Annotated in this window: 25 protein-coding genes, 3 tRNA genes and 1 other RNA gene; 20 read left to right on the top strand and 9 right to left on the bottom strand. The window is 37.1% G+C overall.

The genetic code is table 11. From position 1 onward, the window contains the following. Positions 1–54 precede the first annotated feature (54 nt). The 7 genes from I2E21_RS12415 to I2E21_RS02155 are packed head-to-tail and all read left to right on the top strand — an operon-like array spanning position 55 to position 2983. Positions 55–177, top strand: a complete 123-nt coding sequence (locus tag I2E21_RS12415; RefSeq protein WP_271229645.1) for a hypothetical protein — start codon at positions 55–57, stop codon at positions 175–177. 16 nt (positions 178–193) lie between these two features. Beyond that, positions 194–778 (top strand): hypothetical protein, encoded by a 585-nt coding sequence (locus I2E21_RS02180; protein ID WP_195410284.1) that lies wholly within the window; start codon positions 194–196, stop codon positions 776–778. 13 nt (positions 779–791) lie between these two features. Beyond that, positions 792–998 (top strand): hypothetical protein, encoded by a 207-nt coding sequence (locus tag I2E21_RS02175; RefSeq protein ID WP_195410283.1) that lies wholly within the window; start codon positions 792–794, stop codon positions 996–998. Then, complete coding sequence (locus I2E21_RS02170) at positions 988–1491, top strand: hypothetical protein (protein ID WP_195410282.1); 504 nt, start codon at positions 988–990, stop codon at positions 1489–1491. Before I2E21_RS02175 ends, I2E21_RS02170 begins: the two co-directional genes overlap by 11 nt. A gap of 43 nt (positions 1492–1534) precedes the next feature. Further along, on the top strand, positions 1535–2146 hold the full coding sequence (locus I2E21_RS02165; protein WP_195410281.1) for a hypothetical protein: 612 nt from the start codon (positions 1535–1537) through the stop codon (positions 2144–2146). A gap of 7 nt (positions 2147–2153) precedes the next feature. Further along, positions 2154–2450, top strand: coding sequence for a hypothetical protein (locus I2E21_RS02160; RefSeq protein ID WP_195410280.1), 297 nt, complete (start codon positions 2154–2156; stop codon positions 2448–2450). A 2-nt stretch (positions 2451–2452) separates the two neighbouring features. After that, positions 2453–2983, top strand: coding sequence for a DUF308 domain-containing protein (locus I2E21_RS02155; protein WP_195410279.1), 531 nt, complete (start codon positions 2453–2455; stop codon positions 2981–2983). A gap of 149 nt (positions 2984–3132) precedes the next feature. Here I2E21_RS02155 and I2E21_RS02150 read toward each other — a convergent pair whose 3' ends face one another. Next, positions 3133–4515 carry an MATE family efflux transporter gene (locus I2E21_RS02150; RefSeq protein ID WP_195410278.1) on the bottom strand — a complete coding sequence of 461 codons (1383 nt, stop codon included), beginning with the start codon at positions 4513–4515 and terminating at the stop codon, positions 3133–3135. A 179-nt stretch (positions 4516–4694) separates the two neighbouring features. Here I2E21_RS02150 and feoB point away from each other — a divergent pair, with 179 nt between their 5' ends. The 6 genes from feoB (at position 4695) to I2E21_RS02120 (ending at position 10154) form a co-directional block, all read left to right on the top strand. Further along, positions 4695–7079, top strand: coding sequence for a ferrous iron transport protein B (gene feoB / locus I2E21_RS02145; RefSeq protein ID WP_195410277.1), 2385 nt, complete (start codon positions 4695–4697; stop codon positions 7077–7079). Between the two features lie 12 nt (positions 7080–7091). After that, positions 7092–7232 (top strand): FeoB-associated Cys-rich membrane protein, encoded by a 141-nt coding sequence (locus I2E21_RS02140; protein ID WP_117704606.1) that lies wholly within the window; start codon positions 7092–7094, stop codon positions 7230–7232. A gap of 153 nt (positions 7233–7385) precedes the next feature. Then, positions 7386–7856 (top strand): flavodoxin, encoded by a 471-nt coding sequence (locus tag I2E21_RS02135; protein ID WP_186935004.1) that lies wholly within the window; start codon positions 7386–7388, stop codon positions 7854–7856. Positions 7857–7873: 17 nt separating this feature from the next. Beyond that, on the top strand, positions 7874–8185 hold the full coding sequence (locus tag I2E21_RS02130) for a DUF5131 family protein (RefSeq protein WP_195410276.1): 312 nt from the start codon (positions 7874–7876) through the stop codon (positions 8183–8185). A gap of 86 nt (positions 8186–8271) precedes the next feature. After that, positions 8272–9627: a sodium-dependent transporter gene (locus tag I2E21_RS02125; RefSeq protein WP_195410275.1), complete on the top strand. Its 1356-nt coding sequence runs from the start codon at positions 8272–8274 to the stop codon at positions 9625–9627. A 167-nt stretch (positions 9628–9794) separates the two neighbouring features. Then, complete coding sequence (locus I2E21_RS02120; protein WP_186934831.1) at positions 9795–10154, top strand: helix-turn-helix domain-containing protein; 360 nt, start codon at positions 9795–9797, stop codon at positions 10152–10154. Positions 10155–10557: 403 nt separating this feature from the next. On the opposite strand, the gene rnpB is transcribed toward I2E21_RS02120, so the two are convergent. Then, an RNA gene (gene rnpB, locus I2E21_RS02115) (RNase P RNA component class A) lies at positions 10558–10904 on the bottom strand. Positions 10905–11023: 119 nt separating this feature from the next. On the opposite strand from rnpB, the gene I2E21_RS02110 reads away from it, so the two are divergent. The 7 genes from I2E21_RS02110 (at position 11024) to I2E21_RS02080 (ending at position 14729) form a co-directional block, all read left to right on the top strand. Then, positions 11024–12196 carry a malic enzyme-like NAD(P)-binding protein gene (locus I2E21_RS02110; RefSeq protein ID WP_195410274.1) on the top strand — a complete coding sequence of 391 codons (1173 nt, stop codon included), beginning with the start codon at positions 11024–11026 and terminating at the stop codon, positions 12194–12196. A gap of 108 nt (positions 12197–12304) precedes the next feature. Beyond that, entirely contained in the window at positions 12305–12895 is a 591-nt protein-coding gene (locus I2E21_RS02105) for a cyclase family protein (RefSeq protein ID WP_195410273.1), read from the top strand. A 1-nt stretch (position 12896) separates the two neighbouring features. After that, positions 12897–13556 (top strand): HAD hydrolase-like protein, encoded by a 660-nt coding sequence (locus I2E21_RS02100; protein WP_022235119.1) that lies wholly within the window; start codon positions 12897–12899, stop codon positions 13554–13556. Positions 13557–13565: 9 nt separating this feature from the next. Beyond that, positions 13566–14174 carry an epoxyqueuosine reductase QueH gene (locus I2E21_RS02095; protein ID WP_195410272.1) on the top strand — a complete coding sequence of 203 codons (609 nt, stop codon included), beginning with the start codon at positions 13566–13568 and terminating at the stop codon, positions 14172–14174. A 122-nt stretch (positions 14175–14296) separates the two neighbouring features. Continuing rightward, positions 14297–14385: transfer RNA gene (locus tag I2E21_RS02090), tRNA-Ser, on the top strand. A gap of 133 nt (positions 14386–14518) precedes the next feature. Beyond that, positions 14519–14607, top strand: a tRNA-Ser gene (locus I2E21_RS02085). 32 nt (positions 14608–14639) lie between these two features. Beyond that, positions 14640–14729 (top strand) — tRNA-Ser (locus tag I2E21_RS02080). Positions 14730–15196: 467 nt separating this feature from the next. On the opposite strand, the gene I2E21_RS02075 is transcribed toward I2E21_RS02080, so the two are convergent. The 7 genes from I2E21_RS02075 to I2E21_RS02045 all read right to left on the bottom strand — a co-directional run bounded on the left by I2E21_RS02075 (position 15197) and on the right by I2E21_RS02045 (position 20767). Next, positions 15197–15730 (bottom strand): hypothetical protein, encoded by a 534-nt coding sequence (locus I2E21_RS02075; RefSeq protein WP_195410271.1) that lies wholly within the window; start codon positions 15728–15730, stop codon positions 15197–15199. 177 nt (positions 15731–15907) lie between these two features. Then, complete coding sequence (locus I2E21_RS02070; protein WP_195410270.1) at positions 15908–16972, bottom strand: hypothetical protein; 1065 nt, start codon at positions 16970–16972, stop codon at positions 15908–15910. Positions 16973–17274: 302 nt separating this feature from the next. Then, positions 17275–17784 (bottom strand): hypothetical protein, encoded by a 510-nt coding sequence (locus I2E21_RS02065; RefSeq protein ID WP_195410269.1) that lies wholly within the window; start codon positions 17782–17784, stop codon positions 17275–17277. Between the two features lie 30 nt (positions 17785–17814). Continuing rightward, positions 17815–18117 (bottom strand): RHS repeat-associated core domain-containing protein, encoded by a 303-nt coding sequence (locus tag I2E21_RS12515; protein WP_195410268.1) that lies wholly within the window; start codon positions 18115–18117, stop codon positions 17815–17817. A gap of 568 nt (positions 18118–18685) precedes the next feature. Then, positions 18686–19015, bottom strand: a complete 330-nt coding sequence (locus I2E21_RS02055; RefSeq protein ID WP_195410267.1) for a hypothetical protein — start codon at positions 19013–19015, stop codon at positions 18686–18688. A gap of 33 nt (positions 19016–19048) precedes the next feature. Further along, a complete protein-coding gene (locus I2E21_RS02050) occupies positions 19049–19594 on the bottom strand; it encodes a hypothetical protein (RefSeq protein ID WP_195410266.1) in 546 nt (181 codons plus the stop codon). A gap of 105 nt (positions 19595–19699) precedes the next feature. Further along, complete coding sequence (locus I2E21_RS02045) at positions 19700–20767, bottom strand: hypothetical protein (protein WP_195410265.1); 1068 nt, start codon at positions 20765–20767, stop codon at positions 19700–19702. Between the last annotated feature and the right edge of the window lie 833 nt (positions 20768–21600).

The raw sequence follows: 21600 nt of genomic DNA, 5'->3' as shown, positions 1-21600 counted from the left end.
TTACGGCAATTATCGCTTTGCTTGCCTTTGCTGTATTGAAGAAAAGAGGACGCATTGAAAAATAAAAAAATATATATTGCAATTACTGCGGCACTTATTGCTGTAATCGGAGCGCTAAGTGCAGTATTAATCTACAATAACATAAACTCTCAACCTGCCGCACTTGGCGCACTTTAATAAGGAGGGACTATTTATGGGTATATTTGACAGCTTAAAAAATATGACAAATCAGACTGTAAAAAACAATGTTTCAAAGGCTGTTTCGGGAGCAGTAAACAATGCAATGTATAAAAGCAAAACATTTGTATTTGCCGATTATCCGAAAAATGCAGATGAACTCAAAAAAATGCCTGAGCTTGACTTTTCGTCACCTCTTTCAACAGCGGCATTTGCAATGCTTGTGTTGCTTGAATATGATGAAAGTCCGGAAAATACAATAGAAATGCTCAATGTATTAAAAGGACCTCAGCCGATGAACGGGATGGATATTCAGTTTTTGCGTGACAGAATCAAGGGCAGGGGATATATTCCTCGCTCGTATTTTGAGGGTTCATCCGTGAAGAACGATTATACACCGAATGTTCCGTACAAAATAACCGTTTCCGAGTATGCATATACCTATCAGAGCGAGGGTTATGCAAAGGTTCAGGTTCAGTCGTCGGGAGCGGACTCACCTCGCCCGATTGAGCTTCGCAGAAAGGGCGATCAATGGTTCTTGTGGCGCAATCTTGCACTCTCCGACATACGAACTCCCACTTCGAATGACCCTTGGGCATAAAGTAGGGATTTTTATGAAAATCAAGAAAAAAGCAAAGCGTATTTCGAGTGTTGCCCTGTGTGCTTATGCTTTTAACGGCTCTTCCGATTACAGCCGTAACCGTAAATGCATTACAACAATAAAGACGGGCGCAACCGTGATTTATACAATTTCATTTACGGCAATTATCGCTTTGCTTGCCTTTGCTGTATTGAAGAAAAGAGGACGCATTGAAAAATAAAAAAATATATATTGCAATTATAGCGGCACTTATTGTTGCAATCGGAGCGCTAAGCGCAGTATTAATCTACAATAACATAAACTCTCAACCTGCCGCACCCACACAGGGTGTGGTAGGGGAGATACGCACTGATTGGGATACAGGCATAGACGAAAACTCAAAAGGCAGTGACAATACCAAAAAAACAGGCGTGCAGATACCCGGCTACAGCACTGCTGAAATGAATGTGGGCGATACCTCTCTGCACATCAGTATCGGCAATCCAAAGTCAAACACCTGCGGCTTATACGCAACGCTAAGGCTTTCCGACGGAACTGTGCTTTATAAATCGGATTTGCTTGAACCCGGCAGCGGTCTTACAGATGTACCGCTTTCAAAGTCGCTTGAGAAAGGCGAGTATCAAGCAATGGTTTTGTATGAATGTGTAACTCTTGACGATTCGCATCAAAAACTCAATTCGGCAGAATCGGAGTTCACACTCAAAGTTAAGTAAAATACCGATAAATTCGGTTAAAAATAAAGAAAGAAGTGTTTATATGAAAAAAGTAAAATTTATATCGGCAATTATGGCGGCTATGCTCGCCGCAACAGGCGTGGTTTCCGCATCGGCGGCAACCCTTACAAACGAAAATCCCGATTCTTCCACAGAAGTTACCGCAAGAATTGAGGGTACACAACCGGGAGATGTAAGCTATGTTATTACAATTCCCGATATGGTTGATTTCGGCACTCTTGCACAGCCGCAGACAGATACACAGAGCAACAAGTATCTCAACTTTGATGTGACTGCAACAGAGCTTAAACTTAACGATAACAACTTTGTATCTGTTTATATTAACGGTCAGGACATTGACGATAAGTTCTACATTACACAGAAAGACGCAACCAACCCGTTCAAAATTAAGTATGATATTTATTCGGAAAAAGTAAATGACGATAATGTTGCTGACAAAATCGCTATCAATGACGCAGGTGCTCCGGGTGCAAACGGTTTCCACTTTACAACCTTCAGCGCCAATTCACAGGGTCAGGTTCAGGAGGGTACACTTGTACTTAATCAGCAGGCACTCTACGGACAAGACCTTGACGCTATTGCAGGCAATTACAGCGGTACAATGACATTCCACAGCTCAATTGTAACAATATGATTATGAAATGACTGATTTTAAAAAATTGCTTAGCGCAATTGCGGTTTGTACGGTGATTGCCGCAGTCTTTATAACGGCTACCGTTTCGGTAACGGCAAGGGATGAGGGCAGTACGCAGATTACGGCTAACATTTTATCGCCGACAACTCAACCGTATTCCACAGTCCCGACCGTACCCGTACAGGATAACACGAGTATGGTAACGGGAACACAAACATATTTGCTGATAGCCTTGCTGTTGTGCATTGCATTGCTTGCATTTGTTATATTATTATTTTTTATTCACAATAAACATATGAGGTGACTATGAAAGTATTTAATTGTATTTTGGGTATTTTGACTGTTCTTGCGTCAATTTATTGCATATTTTATCCCGGACTTACATTTCTTAACGTCGGTTGGATTGTAACGATAATTCTCGGATTATGGGGAATTTCCTCAATTGTTTCGTATGCAGCTTCACGCAACGACGGTAATAATAAAGAAAAAGCTTTAATGGGAACTTTAGGTCTTATAGCAGGCATAGCTGCGGCGGTTGTGTCTGCGCTCGCAATGTTTATGCCCGGCATAAGAGTGATGTTTGATATATTAATCCTTGCGATTTTTGCGGTATGGCTTATTGTAGACGGAATCTCCTCTATAGCAACATCATTCAAGGTTAAAAAATCAGGTTCAAGTGTATGGGTACTTCCGCTTATATGCGGAGTGCTCGTACTGCTTGCAGGCATATACGGAATATTTAATCTTATATTCACAGCGCAAACACTCGGACTGTTTATGGGCATTTTGCTTATGACATACGGTATAAGATTGATTCTTTCGGCATTTAAAAATTAATTTGCTATCCACTCATTTCCCTTATATAACACAACAGCCTCCCGGTGTTTTTACATCAAGAGGCTGTTGTGCTTTTTATATTTGGTTCCGGAGTAAATGTTGGAGTAATATCGGTAAATTATATTTTAGCAGATTGCTTTATCAATCAATTACACTTTTTCTTTACCCTTATTTGCAAATCTTTTTGACGGTCTGTAGATAATCAACGCTATAAATATCAGCACTGCCGTTGTAGCTAAGCTGACAGGGTAAGCGGTCATTATCGTTACAAAAGTTCTGTTTGCGGGGAATACGGTATTTATCCATATTATTCGCAACACGCACACGCCTACGGTAGTGAGAATTGCAGGAACAAGCGAAAATCCGAATCCTCTTAAGTATCCCGACATTACCTCATACAGCATTGAGAATATGTAAGCTATAAAAATAATTACAAGTCTTGTATAGCCTATTTCTATTACTTCGGGGTTGTTGTTGAATATTGACAGCAAAAATTTTCCTGTTATAAGCACTATAAGTATTGCCGTGCCCGATGCAATTGCGTCTTCGATAAGACAAAGAAAAAGAGTTTTTTTACAACGGTCAAGCTTATTTGCGCCAAAGTTTTGTCCGACAAATGTTGTGCAAGCCTGACTAAACGAGTTCATTACATTGTAAGCGATAATCTCTATGTTGAATGCCGCACTTGACGCCGCAATTACAACAGTGCCGAGGCTGTTAATCGCACCTTGAATTACAATATTCGCAACCGCAAACACCGCACTCTGTATTCCTGCGGGAAGTCCTATCTGCATAATTTTCGCAAAGACTTTTCCGTCAATTCTTAATTTTTTAAATTCTACTTTTATGTATTTGTCACTTTTTACGAGCTTTATATAAAGAATACCTGCACTCACAACATTTGCAAGCACTGTTGCGGTTGCTACTCCGTTTACCGACATTTTAAGTACGATTACGAAGAACAGATTAAGCAGTACATTCAAAATTCCCGACAGCGTAAGCGCAATAAGCGGCATTTTGGTTTCGCCTATACTTCTGAAAATCGCCGCCTCAAAGTTGTACAGCAGTATGACAGGCATTCCGAGAAAATATATTCGCAAGTACAACAGTGCAAGCTCAAGCACATCATCGGGTACATTCAGCACCGTAAGCAACGGCTCGGCTATAAGTTCGCCGATTATCGCAACCAATACGCCGCCGATTACCGACACCACCATTGAGGTATGCACCGCCTTTTGTACGGTCTGCCTGTCATCTCGTCCTATGGCATTTGCTATTACAACATTTGCGCCGAGCGCTATGCCGATAAATAAGTTCAGTATCAGACCGATAATCGGGCTGTTTGCTCCTACTGCCGCTACCGCTGCGGTTTTATCGGTCTGCGCAAAGTTTCCGACTATTGCTATATCCGAGGCATTAAAAAGCTGTTCAAGTATTCCCGTTGCCGCAATCGGCAGGGCAAAAACAGGCAGTTTGTTCCATATACTGCCGTTGAGCATATCAAGTTTTTGCTTTTTTAATTCTTTTTCCATTAAATCCACCTTTTTGTTTCACATAAATTCATACTATATAGATTATATTCCTTATTTTTACAATTTTCAACTGTTAAATGGTTGCATATAGGCATAAGGTTTATTATAATATAAGGGAAGAAAAATTATGAAATGAAAAAATGAAATGAACATTTGCATTTATAGGGGTGGCATTATTTATGGAAATGGATAAACTAAAGCCAAAACAAAGTGCTTTTATTACAAGGGTTGGCGGTGACGGAGCATTAAGACACCATTTGCTTGATATGGGACTTACACCCGGCACTGAAATTACTTTGCAGAAAATAGCGCCGATGGGCGATCCGATTCAAATTGAAGTGAGAGGCTATGAGCTTACGCTCCGACTTGATGAGGCTAAGAAAATTGAAATTGAAAACATACACGAACGAAAAGTTGTTGCCGACAGCAAACCGCAAAGGCATAAATCTATTCCGCATCCACGAGTAGGCGAGCTTGGCGAGGCAAACGATTATCATATTCACGATGAAAGCAAAGCACTGCCGAAAGACAGCAAACTTACATTTGCGCTTGCAGGAAACCAAAACTGCGGCAAAACTACTTTGTTTAATCAGCTTACGGGCGCTAATCAGCATGTGGGCAATTTTCCGGGTGTTACCGTAGACAGAAAAGACGGTACAATTAAAAATCACCCTGAGGCAACAGTTACCGACTTGCCGGGTATTTACTCATTGTCGCCGTATTCGAGCGAAGAAATAGTTACACGAGATTTCTTGATAAAAGATAAGCCGAGCGGAATTATAAATATTGTAGACGCCTCAAACCTTGAGCGAAATCTATGCCTTACTATGCAGCTTATGGAACTTGGTATTCCTATGGTGCTTGCGCTGAATATGATGGACGAGGTGCGAGAAAACGGCGGAAGTATCAGAGTAAACGAGCTTGAGCAAATTCTCGGAATACCTGTTATTCCTATTTCAGCCGTAAAAAATGAGGGTATAGACGAGCTTGTAAGTCACGCACTTCATGTGGCAAGATTTATGGAAAAGCCGGGGCGAATAGATTTTTGCACAGACAGTGTAGATAAAAAAGACCCTGTCGGAGCGGTTCACCGCTGCATACACGCCGTAGTGCATATGATAGAGCCTGAGGCAAAGCAATCGGGACTGCCGCTGCGATTTGCCGCAACAAAGCTGATAGAAAACGATGTGCCTATTGAAAAGCTGCTTAACCTGACCGATGACAAAAAGCAGGCATTTGAGCACATTGTATCCGTAATGGAAGATGAAACGGGACTTGACCGAGAGGCCGCCATTTCAAATATGCGATTCAGCTTTATAGAAAAAATGTGTCAAAAAACAGTTGTCCGTCCGCACGAAAGCAAAGAGCATAAGCGAAGTATGAAAATTGACCGATTGCTTACGGGCAGATATACCGCTATTCCTTGCTTTATTGCAATTATGGCACTCATATTCGTTATGACCTTTAACCTTGTGGGCGCATGGCTCTCTGACCTTATGAGTTTAGGCGTAGATTCTGTTATATCGCTTATAGACAACGCACTCACTGCCGTACAGATTAACCCTGTTGTGCATTCGCTTGTGGTAGACGGCATATGCAACGGTGTGGGCAGTGTAATCAGCTTTTTGCCTACAATCGTAACTCTGTTTTTCTTTTTGTCTATTCTTGAGGATACAGGTTATATGGCAAGGGTTGCCTTTGTAATGGATAAGCTGTTAAGAAAAATAGGACTGTCGGGCAGAAGTTTTGTGCCAATGCTTATAGGCTTTGGCTGTTCTGTTCCTGCAATTATGTCAACACGAACACTCTCAAGCGAAAGAGATAGAAAAATGACAATCCTGCTCACTCCGTTTATGAGTTGCAGTGCAAAACTGCCGATTTATACGCTGATTATAAGCGTATTTTTCCCAAGGCAGTATCAGGCGCTTGTAATGGTGGGACTATACATATTCGGCATTATTTGTGCCATTATTTATGCTTTGATTTTAAAAAGCACAAAGTTCAAGGGCGAGCCTGTTCCGTTTGTAATGGAGCTGCCTAATTACCGACTTCCATCGGCAAAGAGCGTTGTGCATCTCATTTGGGAAAAGGCAAAGGGATTTATAGAAAAGGCATTTACAATTATTTTTGTAGCGTCAATTATAATTTGGTTTTTGCAGACCTTTGACGCAAGATTTAATGTTGCCGAATCACCCGAACAGAGCCTGCTTGCAATGATTGGCAGCTTGGTTGCTCCTATTTTTGCTCCGCTCGGATTTGGCGATTGGCGAGTATCAACAGCTCTCATTACAGGCTTTACAGCAAAAGAAAGCGTTGTGTCTACACTTACTGTACTTATGGGCGGAGATGCCGAGCTTGTAAGTACATTGTTTACTCCTTTTACCGCCGCTGTATTCCTTGTATTTACTTTGCTTTACACTCCTTGCGTTGCCGCTATTGCAACCGTAAAGCGAGAAATGGGCAGCACTAAGGCGGCTGTCGCAACTGTTATTATTCAGTGCGCAATCGCATGGTGTGTGGCTTTTCTTATTCACGCAGTCGGTCTTGCCTTTGGCTTGGCTTAACGGAGGGCTAATATGGATATACCGAGTATTATAATTTTAGTAATTGTAGCTCTTTTGGTTATTCTCGCCGTAAGAAAAGCTAAAAAGGATAAGATGATTTCAAAGTGTGGCGGTAATTGCTCAGCCTGCACGCTAAAATGCAATAAAAAATAATTTAAGCAAGGCGGTTTAATTTCCGCCTTGCTTTTTTGTGATTACCAAATGGCATAGCAAGCAATTTGAAATAGGCATTAGACATTTGTAAAACAAAGGAGTATAATATAAATACAGTTTAAATACAAGCTGAATTTCTTTGAAAGGTTGATTATAATGAAAAAGTTAATAGCATATTTTTCACCAAGCGGTAACACTAAGGCAATGGCAGAAAAGCTCGCTAAGGCAACAGGCGCAGATTTATTTGAAATCAAGCCGCAGACGCCCTACACAAGAGCCGACCTCGACTGGACAAACAAAAACAGCCGTTCTTCGGTTGAAATGAACGATAAAAGCTTTCGTCCGCAGATTGCTCAGCTTCCAAACAGTCTTGCGAATTACGATACAATTTTTATTGGTTTCCCAATCTGGTGGTATGTTGCTCCAACAATTATCAACACATTTGTAGAAAATGTTGACTTAGACGGTAAAAAGGTTATTCCGTTTGCAACTTCCGGCGGCAGCGGAATGGGTAAGACTTTGGCAAATCTAAAGCCGAGCTGCCCGGGCGCAAATTGGGTTGAGGGTAAAGTAATCAACGGTATGAGCGAAAAAGCCCTTGCCGATTGGGCAGAAAAACTTTAATTTAATAAGGTAAAGCTATGCATAGGCTGTATGAGTGTTGGTGCGGCGGAGAAAACTATGACGGCGCACGACCGTGTAATTTTGATTGGGTAAAGCACCTTAGAGAGGAATGTGAAAAGTACAATGTCACTTTTTGCTTTATAGAAACGGGTACTGTGTTTATCAAAGACAGCAAAACTTATCTTATGCCGAAAAAACAGCTTCAAAGCAAGATGGCTTATAAATCTAAAATGAATTTAAGCGAAAAACCGATCGAATGGAAACTTTGCGATAACTTCGGTGACAAAATCCCGAAAAATAAGCTCTATGTGCCATTAAGCGAAAATTAAAATACAGATAAATATTTTACATTATGCTTGACAGTGTATGATTATTTTTTATATAATTGTAACAGTTTGTTTTTAGGAGAGTTTCTATGGAAAGAGAAAGTTTTAAGTCACGGCTTGGATTTATTCTTGTAAGTGCGGGCTGTGCAATCGGCATCGGCAATGTATGGCGATTCCCGTATGTTGCAGGCGAAAACGGAGGCGGTCTGTTCGTTTTGCTTTACCTCGTTTTCCTTGTTCTTATGGGTATTCCCGTATTGACAATGGAGCTTGCAGTGGGCAGAGCAAGCCGAAAAAGTGCCGTGCTCGGCTACAAAAAACTTGAAAAGCCGAAAAGCAAATGGCATATTCACGGTTGGTTCTGTATGCTTGGCTGTTATCTGCTGATGATGTACTACACAACCGTTTCGGGGTGGATGACAAGCTATTTTTACAAATTTGCAACAGGCACTTTTGAAAGCGGAATGACCTCTGAGCAAGTCAGCGGTGTATTCTCTCAGTTGCAGTCAAACCCGATTGAAATGGTTATATGGATGGCTATTATTACCATACTCGGCTTTTTGGTGTGCAGCAGAGGTATTCAAAAGGGAATAGAAAAGGTGAGCAAGGTTATGATGATTGCTTTGCTTGTGCTCATTCTCGCACTTGCCGTAAACAGCATTTTGCTTAGCGGTGCAGGCGAGGGACTTAAGTTTTACCTTGTTCCCGATTTTGAAAAAGTATCCGAAATAGGTATCGGCAACATTGTTTCCGCCGCTATGAATCAGAGTTTCTTTACTTTGAGCCTCGGTATTGCGGCTATGGAAATTTTCGGAAGTTATATGTCAAAGGACGATACTCTTCCGGGCGAGTCCGTGAAAATCTGCGCACTCGATACTTTTGTGGCAATTATGGCGGGACTTATTATTTTCCCTGCGTGTTTCTCATACGGAGTTGAGCCCGACCAAGGCCCTGCACTCATATTTATTACTCTGCCGAATGTCTTTGTAAATATGGCGGGCGGTAGAATTTGGGGCACGCTGTTCTTCCTCTTTATGACATTTGCCTGTTTCTCAACTATCATTGCCGTGTTTGAAAATATTATTTCGTTCTGCATTGATATGTTCAAAATCAGCCGCACAAAATCAGTGATTATCAACGCCGTTATAATTCTGATTGCAAGCCTGCCTTGCGTTTTCGGATTTAATATTTGGAGCGGTTTTGAGCTGTTTGGTCAGAATGTTCTCGGTATGGAGGACTTCCTTGTAAGCAATATTTTGTTGCCTGTCGGCTCGCTTATTTATCTGCTGTTCTGCGTTACAAAATTCGGTTGGGGATTTGACAATTACCTTACTGAATGTAATACGGGCAAGGGTATGAAATTTGCAAGATTTTTAAAGCCTTACTTCCAATTCGTACTCCCGATTCTTGTGCTTATTGTACTTGTACAGGGCTTTATAAAATAATTTAAAATCAAATCTCCCGATATTGCATTAATCTTGCGTATCGGGAGATTTTTTTGTCTGAACAGTGAGTTAAACCATAATTCTAAAATTTTCAAAAATATTTTCAGAAAAATTATTGCAATTAGTGCAACTTTTACCTTTTTTGCAATGTAATTGAGGTGATAATTTTGAAAAACATTAAAAACTTTTTTACATTACCAAACGAGGTTTTCTGCCTTATGCTCACTCCGTCCGAGCTTGCCGTTCTAAGCTATCTTGTGCGTTGCAGTGACGATACAGGCATTTGCTATCCGTCTATTCATACAATTGCAACAGCTTGCGCAATGTCAGACAATACAGTACGCAAGTGTGTGCGAAAACTTGAGGACAGAGAGATTATCTCAAAGTCCGGCGGCTTTCGTGCGAGCAAATTCGGCAAGGAGCAGAACACTTCTTTTATATATGAACTCAACCCGAGTTTTTACAACGAAGGTTTTGCAAGAGCAAATCTTGTGGATTATTTTACAAAGAGAAACGCTCAACCTTAAAAAATCAATGCAGTAGGGTGCTTAAAATATTGAGGATAACCGCTTTATTTTTTGCACCTGCCTGCTTCATAATCTGAACCCTAATAAAACTAAATAAAGAAAACTTATTAAAAAATACTAACCGAACATTCGCAGTCGGTCGCCGATTGTGAGTGCTTTTTGTATTTTCTCCGTTTAAGTATTTTTACTGCAATATAACAGTGAATTTTATATGCTGAAAAGCATTATTTTTGAAAAAATTGAGTAAACTTTTTTGCTTTTGGGAGGTTAATTTTGCGTTAGCTAAATTTCAATGCCCGACCGACACTCCGCTAAACCATAATTTACTAATGCTGACATTCAGCACAGAACGCAAAAAGCAAAAAAATAAAAACCACTGCAAAAATGCAGCAGTCTTTAAAAAAATATGACTGTATCTGTAAGCCGGGTTCTGTCGTGAACAGCTATCTATCTTGGCAGCCCGTTGCCGGAACTGCTCAATGCCACCTCCTAAGGACACGCCGAGCAAGCGTATAATGTCCTACCACGGTGTTGCTTCAAATAGGGTTTACACGGCAGATAACTCTCGCTATCTCCGGTGAGCTCTTACCTCACCTTTCCATCCTTACCACAAAAGTGGCGGTAATTTTCTGTTGCACTATCCCTGGAGTCGCCTCCGGCGGCCGTTAGCCGTTATTTTTGCTCTGTGAAGCCCGGACTTTCCTCGCAAAACGCCTTTCGGCAATTTCCCGCAGCTGTTCAATACACTCATATCTATAATACTATATGATTTTTTGCAAAATGTCAACTTAAATTTTCATAAAATAGCTTGATATATCCGATTTTTCAGTTTATAATAAATAAAGATTTGTAACAAAGGAGAGTTTATAATGGACATAAGACAGAAATCACTCGAAAAGCATTACGAATGGAACGGTAAAATCGAGGTAGTATCACGAGTTCCTATTTCTAATGCCGAGGATTTATCTCTTGCATATACACCGGGTGTTGCCGAGCCTTGCCTTGAAATTCAGAAAGATTACGACAAGTCCTTTGAGCTTACAAGAAGAAACAATCTTGTTGCAGTAGTAACAGACGGTACAGCGGTTCTCGGTCTTGGCGACATCGGCCCCGAGGCAGGTATGCCTGTTATGGAGGGCAAATGCGCTCTCTTTAAAGAGTTCGGCGATGTTGACGCATTTCCTATCTGCGTAAGAAGTAAAGATGTTGACGAAATCGTAAATGCAATTTACCTTATCAGCGGTTCATTCGGCGGTATTAACCTTGAGGATATTGCCGCTCCCCGTTGCTTTGAAATTGAGAAAAAACTTAAGGAAAAGTGCGATATTCCGATTTTCCATGATGACCAGCACGGTACAGCCGTAATCGTTGCCGCAGGACTTATCAATTCTTTAAAGCTTGTAGGCAAAAAGTTTGAGGACATAAAGGTTGTTATGAACGGCGCAGGCGCAGCAGGCATTGCCATTGCCAAGCACCTCCTCAATATGGGCGTTAAGAACATTACTCTTTGCGACAGTAAGGGTATCATCTGCAAGGGTGACGAAAGACTTAATGCCGTTAAGCGTGAAATGGCAGAGATTACAAACCTTGAGCATATGACAGGCACACTCGCAGACGCTATGAAGGGCGCAGATGTATTTCTCGGTATTTCAGCCGCAGGCTGTGTAAGCGAAGAAATGGTTGCTTCTATGGCAAAAGACCCAATCCTCTTTGCTATGGCTAATCCTACTCCTGAAATTATGCCTGACCTTGCCAAGAAAGCAGGCGCTGCCGTTGTAGGTACAGGCAGAAGTGACTTCCCGAACCAGATTAACAATGTTCTCGCTTTCCCGGGTATTTTCAGAGGTGCTCTTGATTGCCGTGCAAGCGACATCAACGAAGAGATGAAAGTTGCCGCTTCATTTGCAATCGCTTCACTCGTAAGCGACAGTGAGCTTAATGCCGACTACATTCTTCCTGAGGCTTTCGATAAGAGAATCGGTAAGACTGTTGCCGAGGCTGTTAAAAAAGCCGCTATCGAAACAGGCGTTGCAAGAATTTGATAAATGTATAAATTTACGGGGCTGTCGAAAGGCAGTCCCTTTTGTATTTGAATTTTTTGTAATTATATAGTATAATAGATATATTAAGACAAAAAGTTGGTGTATAGCTTGATAATTCACGATATTTCAAGGGATATTCTCACAAGCAAGGTCTACGAGGGCGACCCGCAGACCGAGGTAAACAGAATAAAAAGCATTGAAAACGGCGATGATTACAATCTTTCTGCCATTAGTATGAGCACCCACACAGGCACTCATATTGACGCTCCTCTGCATTTTTCGAGCGACGGCAGTTCTATATCCAAAATGCGCCTTAATACCTTTACGGGCAAATGTACGGTAGTCACGGTCAACGGTATTCTTACGGGCGAAGATATGGACAAAATTCTTGCGCACAGCCGTAAGAAACTGCTTTTGCACGGCAACTGCAAGGCTTTTGTGTCTGCTTTTGCCGCCAGAGTTCTCGCTGACAGCGATGTGGTTATGATTGGCACGGACGCACAGTCAATCGCACCCGAATATGACGAGAACGAAACGCACAAAATCCTTGCAAATGCAGGCATTGCGATTTTGGAAAACCTTGATTTATCGGATATAGCAGACGGCGACTATGAGCTTTTTGCATTTCCTATTAAGCTTGGCGGTCTGGAGGCGGCACCTTGCCGTGCAATTTTGTTTGAACAGGAAAGAGGTCTTTGATATGGTAAAAATGGTAGTATTTGATTTGGATGGCACACTTGTAAATTCTCTTGTTGACCTTGGTATTGCCACCAATGAGGGACTTAAGCAGGCAGGCTTGCCTGTACATCCTATGGAGAATTACAATCATTTTGTAGGCAACGGCAGAGAAATGCTTGTAAAGCGTGCAATGGGCGAGAAAAGCGAAGATAAGGCACTTTTTGATACGGTTATGAACGGATTTAACACTTACTACGGTGCTCACAGCAACGACCATACAGCCGAGTACAAGGGCTGTACCGAACTTTTGGAGCAGCTCGACAAAAACGGCATTATGACGGCCGTACTTTCAAACAAACCCGATGAATTTGTAGGCGCTATCCTTGCAAAAGTGTTCCCGAACCATAAGTTCACCGAGGCTTGGGGCAACAAAAAGGAATATAAGTGCAAACCCGACGGCGAGGCTTTAAACGCAATTTTGAGCAAGCACAATGTAAAGCAGAGCGAGTGTATTTATATCGGCGACAGCGATGTTGATGTGTTCACCGCAAAGAATGCAGGCGTAAGTATGCTTGGCGTTGAATGGGGATTCAGAGGCAGGAAAGAGCTTACGGAGGCAGGCGCTCCGCAGGTTGCCGCAACCGCCGACGAACTTTTGAATATGATTTTGGCACAGAAATAAGGACGAGCGATGAACAAGGTAAATTATCAGAAAATTCTTGACGGAATAATCTCAAATCTTCAAAAGACAAATACTGTTCCGACACTGCTTTTGCATGTCTGTTGTGCGCCTTGTTCAAGCTATTGTCTTGAGTATTTGTCGCAGTATTTTAAAATCACGGTTTTCTTTTATAATCCCAATATTTCTGAAAGGGCTGAATATCAGCACAGATTAAACGAAGAAAAACGCTTTATTTCCGAAATGAATTTTAAGTATCCCGTAAATATTATTGAGGGCGAATATTCTCCTTTAGAATATTTTTCTGCCGTAAAAGGTCTTGAAAACGAACCCGAGGGAGGGGAAAGGTGTAAAAAATGCTTTGAACTGCGCCTTGAAAAGACCGCCCGCATTGCCCGGGAAATGAATTTCGATTACTTTACAACCACTTTGACGATAAGTCCGCTGAAAAACGCACCGTTACTGAATCAAATAGGCGAGCGTTTCGCTGATGTTTACGATGTAAAGTGGTTAAACAGTGATTTTAAGAAAAAAGAGGGTTACAAACGCTCAATCGTACTTTCTGCCGAGCATAATTTGTACAGACAAAATTACTGCGGCTGTGTTTTTTCAAAGCGATAGGCGGCGGAAAAAGAATAAATTTACAGAATTTTGAAAAAGTTTGAAAAAAATTCAAAAAAATCTTGACAAACGGCTGAAAAAATGGTATAAAATATATCGTTGCGTAAGATAATCGGCAATACGGAGAGATGTCCGAGTGGTTTAAGGAGCTAGTCTTGAAAACTAGTGATCCCGCAAGGGACCAAGGGTTCGAATCCCTTTCTCTCCGCCACTTGATTGCCGATTTTCTTATCGCTTTATATATACGGTTTAAAATATTTTATATAAAAATTTATTTTAACTGTTGACAAATATATCACAAAGTGATATAATAAATATCGTTGAGTTGTGATAACATTCAATACGGAGAGATGTCCGAGTGGTTTAAGGAGCTAGTCTTGAAAACTAGTGATCCCGCAAGGGACCAAGGGTTCGAATCCCTTTCTCTCCGCCATTTATTCAATATTTTTTGTAGTTTAACTACACGGAGGATTACTCAAGTGGTTAAGAGGCTCCCCTGCTAAGGGAGTAGGTCGCTAACGCGGCGCGAGGGTTCAAATCCCTTGTCCTCCGCCAAAGGATAGTCTGAGGTTTTATACTTCAGACTATCCTTTTTATTAACTAATAAAAGTTTTTTTGGCGTTCAGGAAAAACTTTCCTCGACAATGAACAGGTGTAGGTATTTAACGCTTTCATACTCTACAGTCTATGTCACACTATCTCCCGACAGGGTGATTGTTCTATTGGCGGTTTATGCGAACTTTCACAAGTTGGCTCGAATAGAGTCTTTTTATCTCTATTCCTTCACACTTTTGTCAGGCTCACATTATTTTGTATTGTATCACACTTTTAGACTTTATGTAGAAAAGTCGGGTTTTAATTATTATTATAGTATTAAAGGCTGTTACAAATTTTGTAACAGCCTTTTCTTAGTTGAATTTTTAATTTTAAGTTGTAATTTTTGCTAATTAATTGGAATTTGCTTTAAACAATATTCCTTATAACAACTATTATCCGCTGATATTAATCTACTGTTCTATGACTTATAAGCTTCCAAAACTTGCAAATGAAATTAGGAAATAATACGGTGCAGTTGTAATAGTTAAAATAAAAACCGAATAGAATTTTTTTGGCTTGCTTAATTCGGATTTTCTGAACACGAAAAAGTAATACATAATACAGCTTGCTATGAGAGAAACCGCAATCAAGGCAAGAATAATGTAAAAGCCCTCAGCAAATGCTTGATTGTTAACGCCCAAGTATGAATATTCAGGATAAATGGCATAGAAGAACAGACAGAAGTAATACTGCAGAAATGTTATATCATCAATTTGAATTACAGAGATATTTGTAGTATTGCTTAAAATTATTAAAACTAAAGAAACAATGCCAATCGCTGCTAAGTCAGCCACAATGCCAAATATATAGGTATCTCTCTTCATCTGAGAAGTTATGTATTCATCGCCAAACTTAACCGAAAGGAGGTATGTAACATAGCCGGAAATTATAAGCTTGCCTAAAAATATTAATCCAAAGAAAAATAAAAATGTTGTTACTACCATAAATGTAATATTCATTAAATCACCTACTTAATTTGATTTTAGCTTTTCGTAAACATAATTAGGAATAAATCCATTTTTATTTTCATTAAGTATATTTCTTAGATGTTCATAGTAGTTATAAAAATTCCCCCTCAATAAAGTTTGCATTGATACCTGTACGCAATTATAATCAAAAAGATTATAATCAAGACATTATTGAATCGGTATCTGAGTAAGTTCATAGCCTACAGTTAAATCTTTTACATACAGAATAGACTTAGGAATGAAATAATTAATCTTATAACAATAAACATAATTATCAGTCACTAAAATATCATCAAACTCGCATTTTTCTGATAATTTTTTTGTTTCACCCGTTTCTAAATTTTCAATATACAAACCATTATCCTGACTTCTTATTGTCTTGTCATAAATAACAGTTTCTTTGCTATTTCTCAAGCTGTAAGCAACATATTTTCCTTGAAAACAGCTATGGTCTACACTCCGGTCTACACTCCGAATGGTATTATTAAAATAATAATTAAAATATTCATTCTGATATTTTTCACCATTAAAAGTATAAAAAAGCACTTCAGTATTCTCTCCCGGGCCCGGATAAACAATTATTTGCTCTTTGATTAAATCTATATAAACATCATCAAAATCATGAAAATCTAAAGAGTCGGAATGTAGTTTAAAATCTGATATTAATTTATTATTTTCATCATAAATATTTATTTTCCGAAAATGATTATCATTATAATACACTAATAAATATTTATCGGCAAAAACTAATGAATTTATATCTTCATACGGAACATCATTTATTATACAAGTATCTTCATTTAAAATATTATAGCAATAAATCTGATTATTCTTAGTATAATAAACGCAATTATTTCCTAATTCTGATATATCATAATTATTAGCTATCAGATGTTCACTTTTCTTTCCATTATCGTATATTGTTAGTCCTTGATCATCATAAATAACATAATTACCTTTTGCTTCAGCTGCATATTTAGAAATATCAGAAAGTTCTTTGCATTTATAACTATGCTTGCTCTCACCTAATTTATATATATCAAATTCGTAATTGTTTGGATTTTTTATAGTGATCATTCCGTCAGAATAAACCATATATTCGGATTTATAAAAGCTATGATCTGAATCCGGTTTAAAATTATCACCTGAATTATAAAAAGTTAGCAATAAAATTATTATTATAAGAGATAATATAACCGAAATCAACAATAATTTCTTTTTGTACTTTTTCATAAAATCACCCACCTATATTTATTACCACGAATGATTTCTAAAGCTTTATCTATCTTGCACCGAATTTGTTTTCCGGTTTTTATATATACTGCTAATTCACTAAAGACTATATTTGGCACCATTCCCAAAGGTTTAAACTTTCATCAATACCATTTTTTGGAAGCATAAACCATCATTAGTGTAAATATATCTTCTTCATCATAACCTTGTTTTCCTCTGCTCTTAGTAAGATAATTATGTTCAACTATTCGTGAAAAACCTCGGTTATCAAATTGTATTTATAAAAAGGATTTTATTATATATCAATTATAAAATAAAGTAGGAGAAATCAGGAAATAGTATGGAGCAGTCATTAACACAAAAATAATCAGAGTACAGATTTTTTGCTTTTTTGTAAGATCCGGGTTTCTGAAAATTGTGAAATAATCAAAAAACAAGCTGATAAGTGCGGATATTGCAATTGTCACCAGAATAAAAATAAATGAAATGAAAAATGCATTCTGTTGGGAATAATCAGGCGCATACATAAACGAGAAAAGACTCATACTAAAATACACAACATAATTTTCAAAACCTGAAAAATAACTCGGCAAATCACTCAAATTCTTAATAAAACTTATCACAATCATACTAAAAGATGCTATCAGATCAGCAAACACTCCATTGCGGTAAAGTTTTCTCCTGATTTCTTTATCAATTATTTTTTCTCTAAACAAAGCGTTATCCACGCATTTCGCCAACAGTACCATAAAATATTTTGGCAAAAGCAAAACTATGAGAAAAACCGGTAATATATATAAAATCATATCCATAGTAAAATAACCTTCACTTTTAAAGTCCTTTTAATTCGTAATTGATGTATCAAATAATCTAACCGCATTACCGAATTGTACCCAATAAGCGTCTGTACCCTCAGGGTCTCTTTGATTTACAGGGTTATTGTTGCAGTATGCAAACATATTTGTTCCAAAGATATTTGATTGAGTGTCACAATACATATCTGCATTTAAAAATCTGCCTGTAACCGGATCATAGTAACGGCTCTTGAGATAATACAAACCGGTTTCACTGTCATACACATATCCTCGATAACGGAACGGATTTATATTTGCAAGATCACAGTCCGAGGTATGTGCTTTAGTCATATCAGAGTCAATAATTTAAAGTTTTTACACACTATATAATATCATAATAATAAAATCCAAAATATTTCCGAATGGAATTAACAAAAAATATGGAGCCGACATAATTGCAATAAGTAATGAATATCGTTTCTTTTTTTCTAATAAATCAAGATTTTTAAATATAAAAAATCTGCAAAGTAAGAATATTATTACAGATGATAAAAATATGGTCGAAATAGTAAATAATATACTCTGTAAATTTGAATAGTTAGTTCCTGTTGTTATCATATATATAAGTAGTATAACGGAATTTTGTACTGCATATTTAATGGATTCACCTAAAATTAAAGGAAATAATATCGAAAGAATAACCATTGAAATCGATTCTGCTAAAAAGCAACAGCCTAAAATTTTCCAAATTGTATTATTGTATTCACTACTTAGAAGTGGCTTTGGTAATTTGGAATTAATTATATATACAGATACGCAATTTGCTAAAATTGTTTCCAAAAATGCTATAACGATTATAAAAAACAGTGTAATAATCGGAGTGTATATGTAATGCATCATATTTAACACCTCTAAACTTTTAACAATCAATTAATTTGTTGTAAACTTTATTGGGATAAAAATCAAGCTTAAATACATTACCATATATACTTTTGATTTTATCCTTGTATTTTTTACTTTCACTACTAAAGGTTCCTTGAAGTAATATATCCATTGAAGATTGAACACAATTATAACTATCTAAATCATATTCTCTATTTAATTCGTAATTAGTAATATGTAAATCATTAAGCCATTCATTGCCAGTCCTATAATCACGGGCTATTTGACAAACATCATAAATTACTATGCGTTTACCGTTTTCGTAGCAAGTGAATTTTAGATTATTGGCATTTGACCAAGAATACATTTTTATTAACTTTTTATAATCACATTTACAAAATTAAATTTTTGCTAATGGATCAACTAATGGTCCGAATGAAATCATAAAATAATACGGAGCTGTAGTAATAGCCAATATACCCAAAGAACATATTTTTTGCATTTTGCTTAAATTAGATTTTTTAAATATAAACAAGTAATTAATTAGTAATCCTATCAAAGCCGAAAGAATAATTAAGTATAATAGAGGCTGAACAGAATAAATATACCAATCAACATCAGAAGCAATAGTTGAGTAATCAGGATATACTGCAATATAAAAAATATAAAAAATACAATTATATATGGTTATATCGTCAAATTTCAAAAAACTATCATATTCCAACAGATTTTGAATAATCAAAATAAGTGGTAGAATAACAACAGATAATAAGTCAGATATAAAGCCACAAATTATAGTCTTCTTTTTCATTTCTTTTGTAAAGTTGCTTTTACACAAAGTATTTGAAAGTATTTCTGAAGTTATAAAACAAGTTACACATTTAATAGCAATAGAAATGGCTAAAAATAAAAAGCAAATCATAACAAACATAAAAACATAATTCATTAAAAACACCTCTTAACATTAGCTTGTTTTTTTAATTCGTTGTAGATATAATTAGGTACACAAGCTTTTTTTAGTTAAATTTTTGATTTTAAGTTGTAATTTTTGCTAATTAATTGGAATTTGCTTTAAAATATATCCCTTATACCGAGCGTTATCCATTCCTCGTGGCAGTAAATAGTCTTTTCTGTAGCAATAAAGATAATTTTCTGTTGCAAGCAAATCGTCAAATACACATTCATCAGAAAGCTTCTTTTTAGTTCCGGTTTCTATATCGACCTCCCACAAACCGTTATTTTCATCCTCAACGGTTGTTCTTACTATATTCCACTCTGACTTTTCAGCCGAAAAATAAATTTTATTATTATTGTAAGTAACTGATTGAACATAATTATGTAAGGCTGCTCGTGATATTTCTCCGGTTTTTAAATTGTATTTTAAGAAAGTACATTCTTCAGAAGTGTTTATCAGATCTTTGCAGCAATATAAAAAGTAATCATTAATAATAGCCGGCTCGTCCAAGTTACTCAATGTACTATGTTCGAAGTGTGATTTCTGCAAATATGTATCCACATCATATTGAAAAATTTCATATTTGTATTCATTTTTTGTAATAACATTAAGTGTATTGCTGTTTATAGAAATATAGAATATTTCACCGATATAATCTATTTCTTTCCTGTCGTTTATATTCTTAGCATCAACAATTACAAGTTTCTTTTTGTCAACTGAATATAAAACCCTGTCGCCATCAAAGAAAAGGATTTGGCTTTGTTCATCTAATTTTTGCTTTTCTTGTGTTGCGTGATTTTCCATATACAAACTGCCGTCATCGCAATAAACTTCAATATTCTCTATTCTTTGCGAAGTAATTGAAGTTGAAACATTTTCTTTTCTGTCAGAATAATAAATATCAGCCCTATAATACATAGGGTCTTTTACATATAAATTGCCGTCCTTATATACCATATAATCATCTGACATAGGAAACCTTTTACCGTTATAAATACGCATACTGTTACAACCGTATTCATAGCTGTTATAGTACGAGGTATCGCTATCCGGTTTAAGTTCAACTTTTTCTTTACTCAAAACAAAAAAAGCAATAACCAAAAGCAAAGCAGATAATATAATTAAACATATGAGTAACGGCGACAATTTCTTTTTTACTTTCATAATATCACTTTCTCCTTAGAAATTTACAAATACAGTAATCATTATGTATTAATTACGCTGAAACTTTTAATATATCAAATTCATAACAGCTACAATTTAATTTATTCTGCCAAAACACAGATAAGGCTGTATTCGTAATAATTTGTTTATTAACGGTTCCGTGAAATTTACCAGTAACATTTCCATATTTAACCTCAGCATAATTCTACCATATAAAAGATAAATACGCAACAACAATTAATTATTTTGCATAAATTCATCTTATTACACTATGTATTATTGTTTTAATTGTGCAATATTTTAGGCTGCTACAAATTTTGTAACAGCCTTTTAAAATCTTATTTTATCTTTCACAATTTCATTTATCTTTTTTACTGTTTTCTTATCTTGAAACTGCAAAAACAGATGATCATAGCTTACATCTAATTTTTTCACAAGCCTTTTTATATTATCAATGCTATGCAGAATCTTTTAAATTTCATATTAATCCGTCCTTTCATTTATATATACCAAATAGTTATTAGTTTACTGAATCTCGGCTTTGTAGGTTTTACCATCTATTTCTGCTCTGCACTTCGTTTGAAAATGTACGGAGAGTAAAATAAGAATACAACCAGACAAGAAATAACTACCACGAGAAACTTGCGGCGTGAGCCGAATTTTTTGCCCGATTCAAATAAAAAATAAATTTATTTACTAAGCTTGTTTCTTGCGTATATAATAAAGCGTTTCTTTGTTATAATAACTAAAAATACTGCGGTTAATTTGTTAAAATAAAACATATATTTTTGTGGAGTATTTTGGTATAATTAAAAGGAAATCAAATACTTGGA

Source organism: Ruminococcus sp. BSD2780120874_150323_B10 (assembly GCF_015553695.1).
Classification (GTDB): Bacteria; Bacillota; Clostridia; order Oscillospirales; family Acutalibacteraceae; genus Ruminococcoides; species Ruminococcoides intestinale_A.
This window is presented reverse-complemented; position numbering and strand designations above follow the sequence as displayed.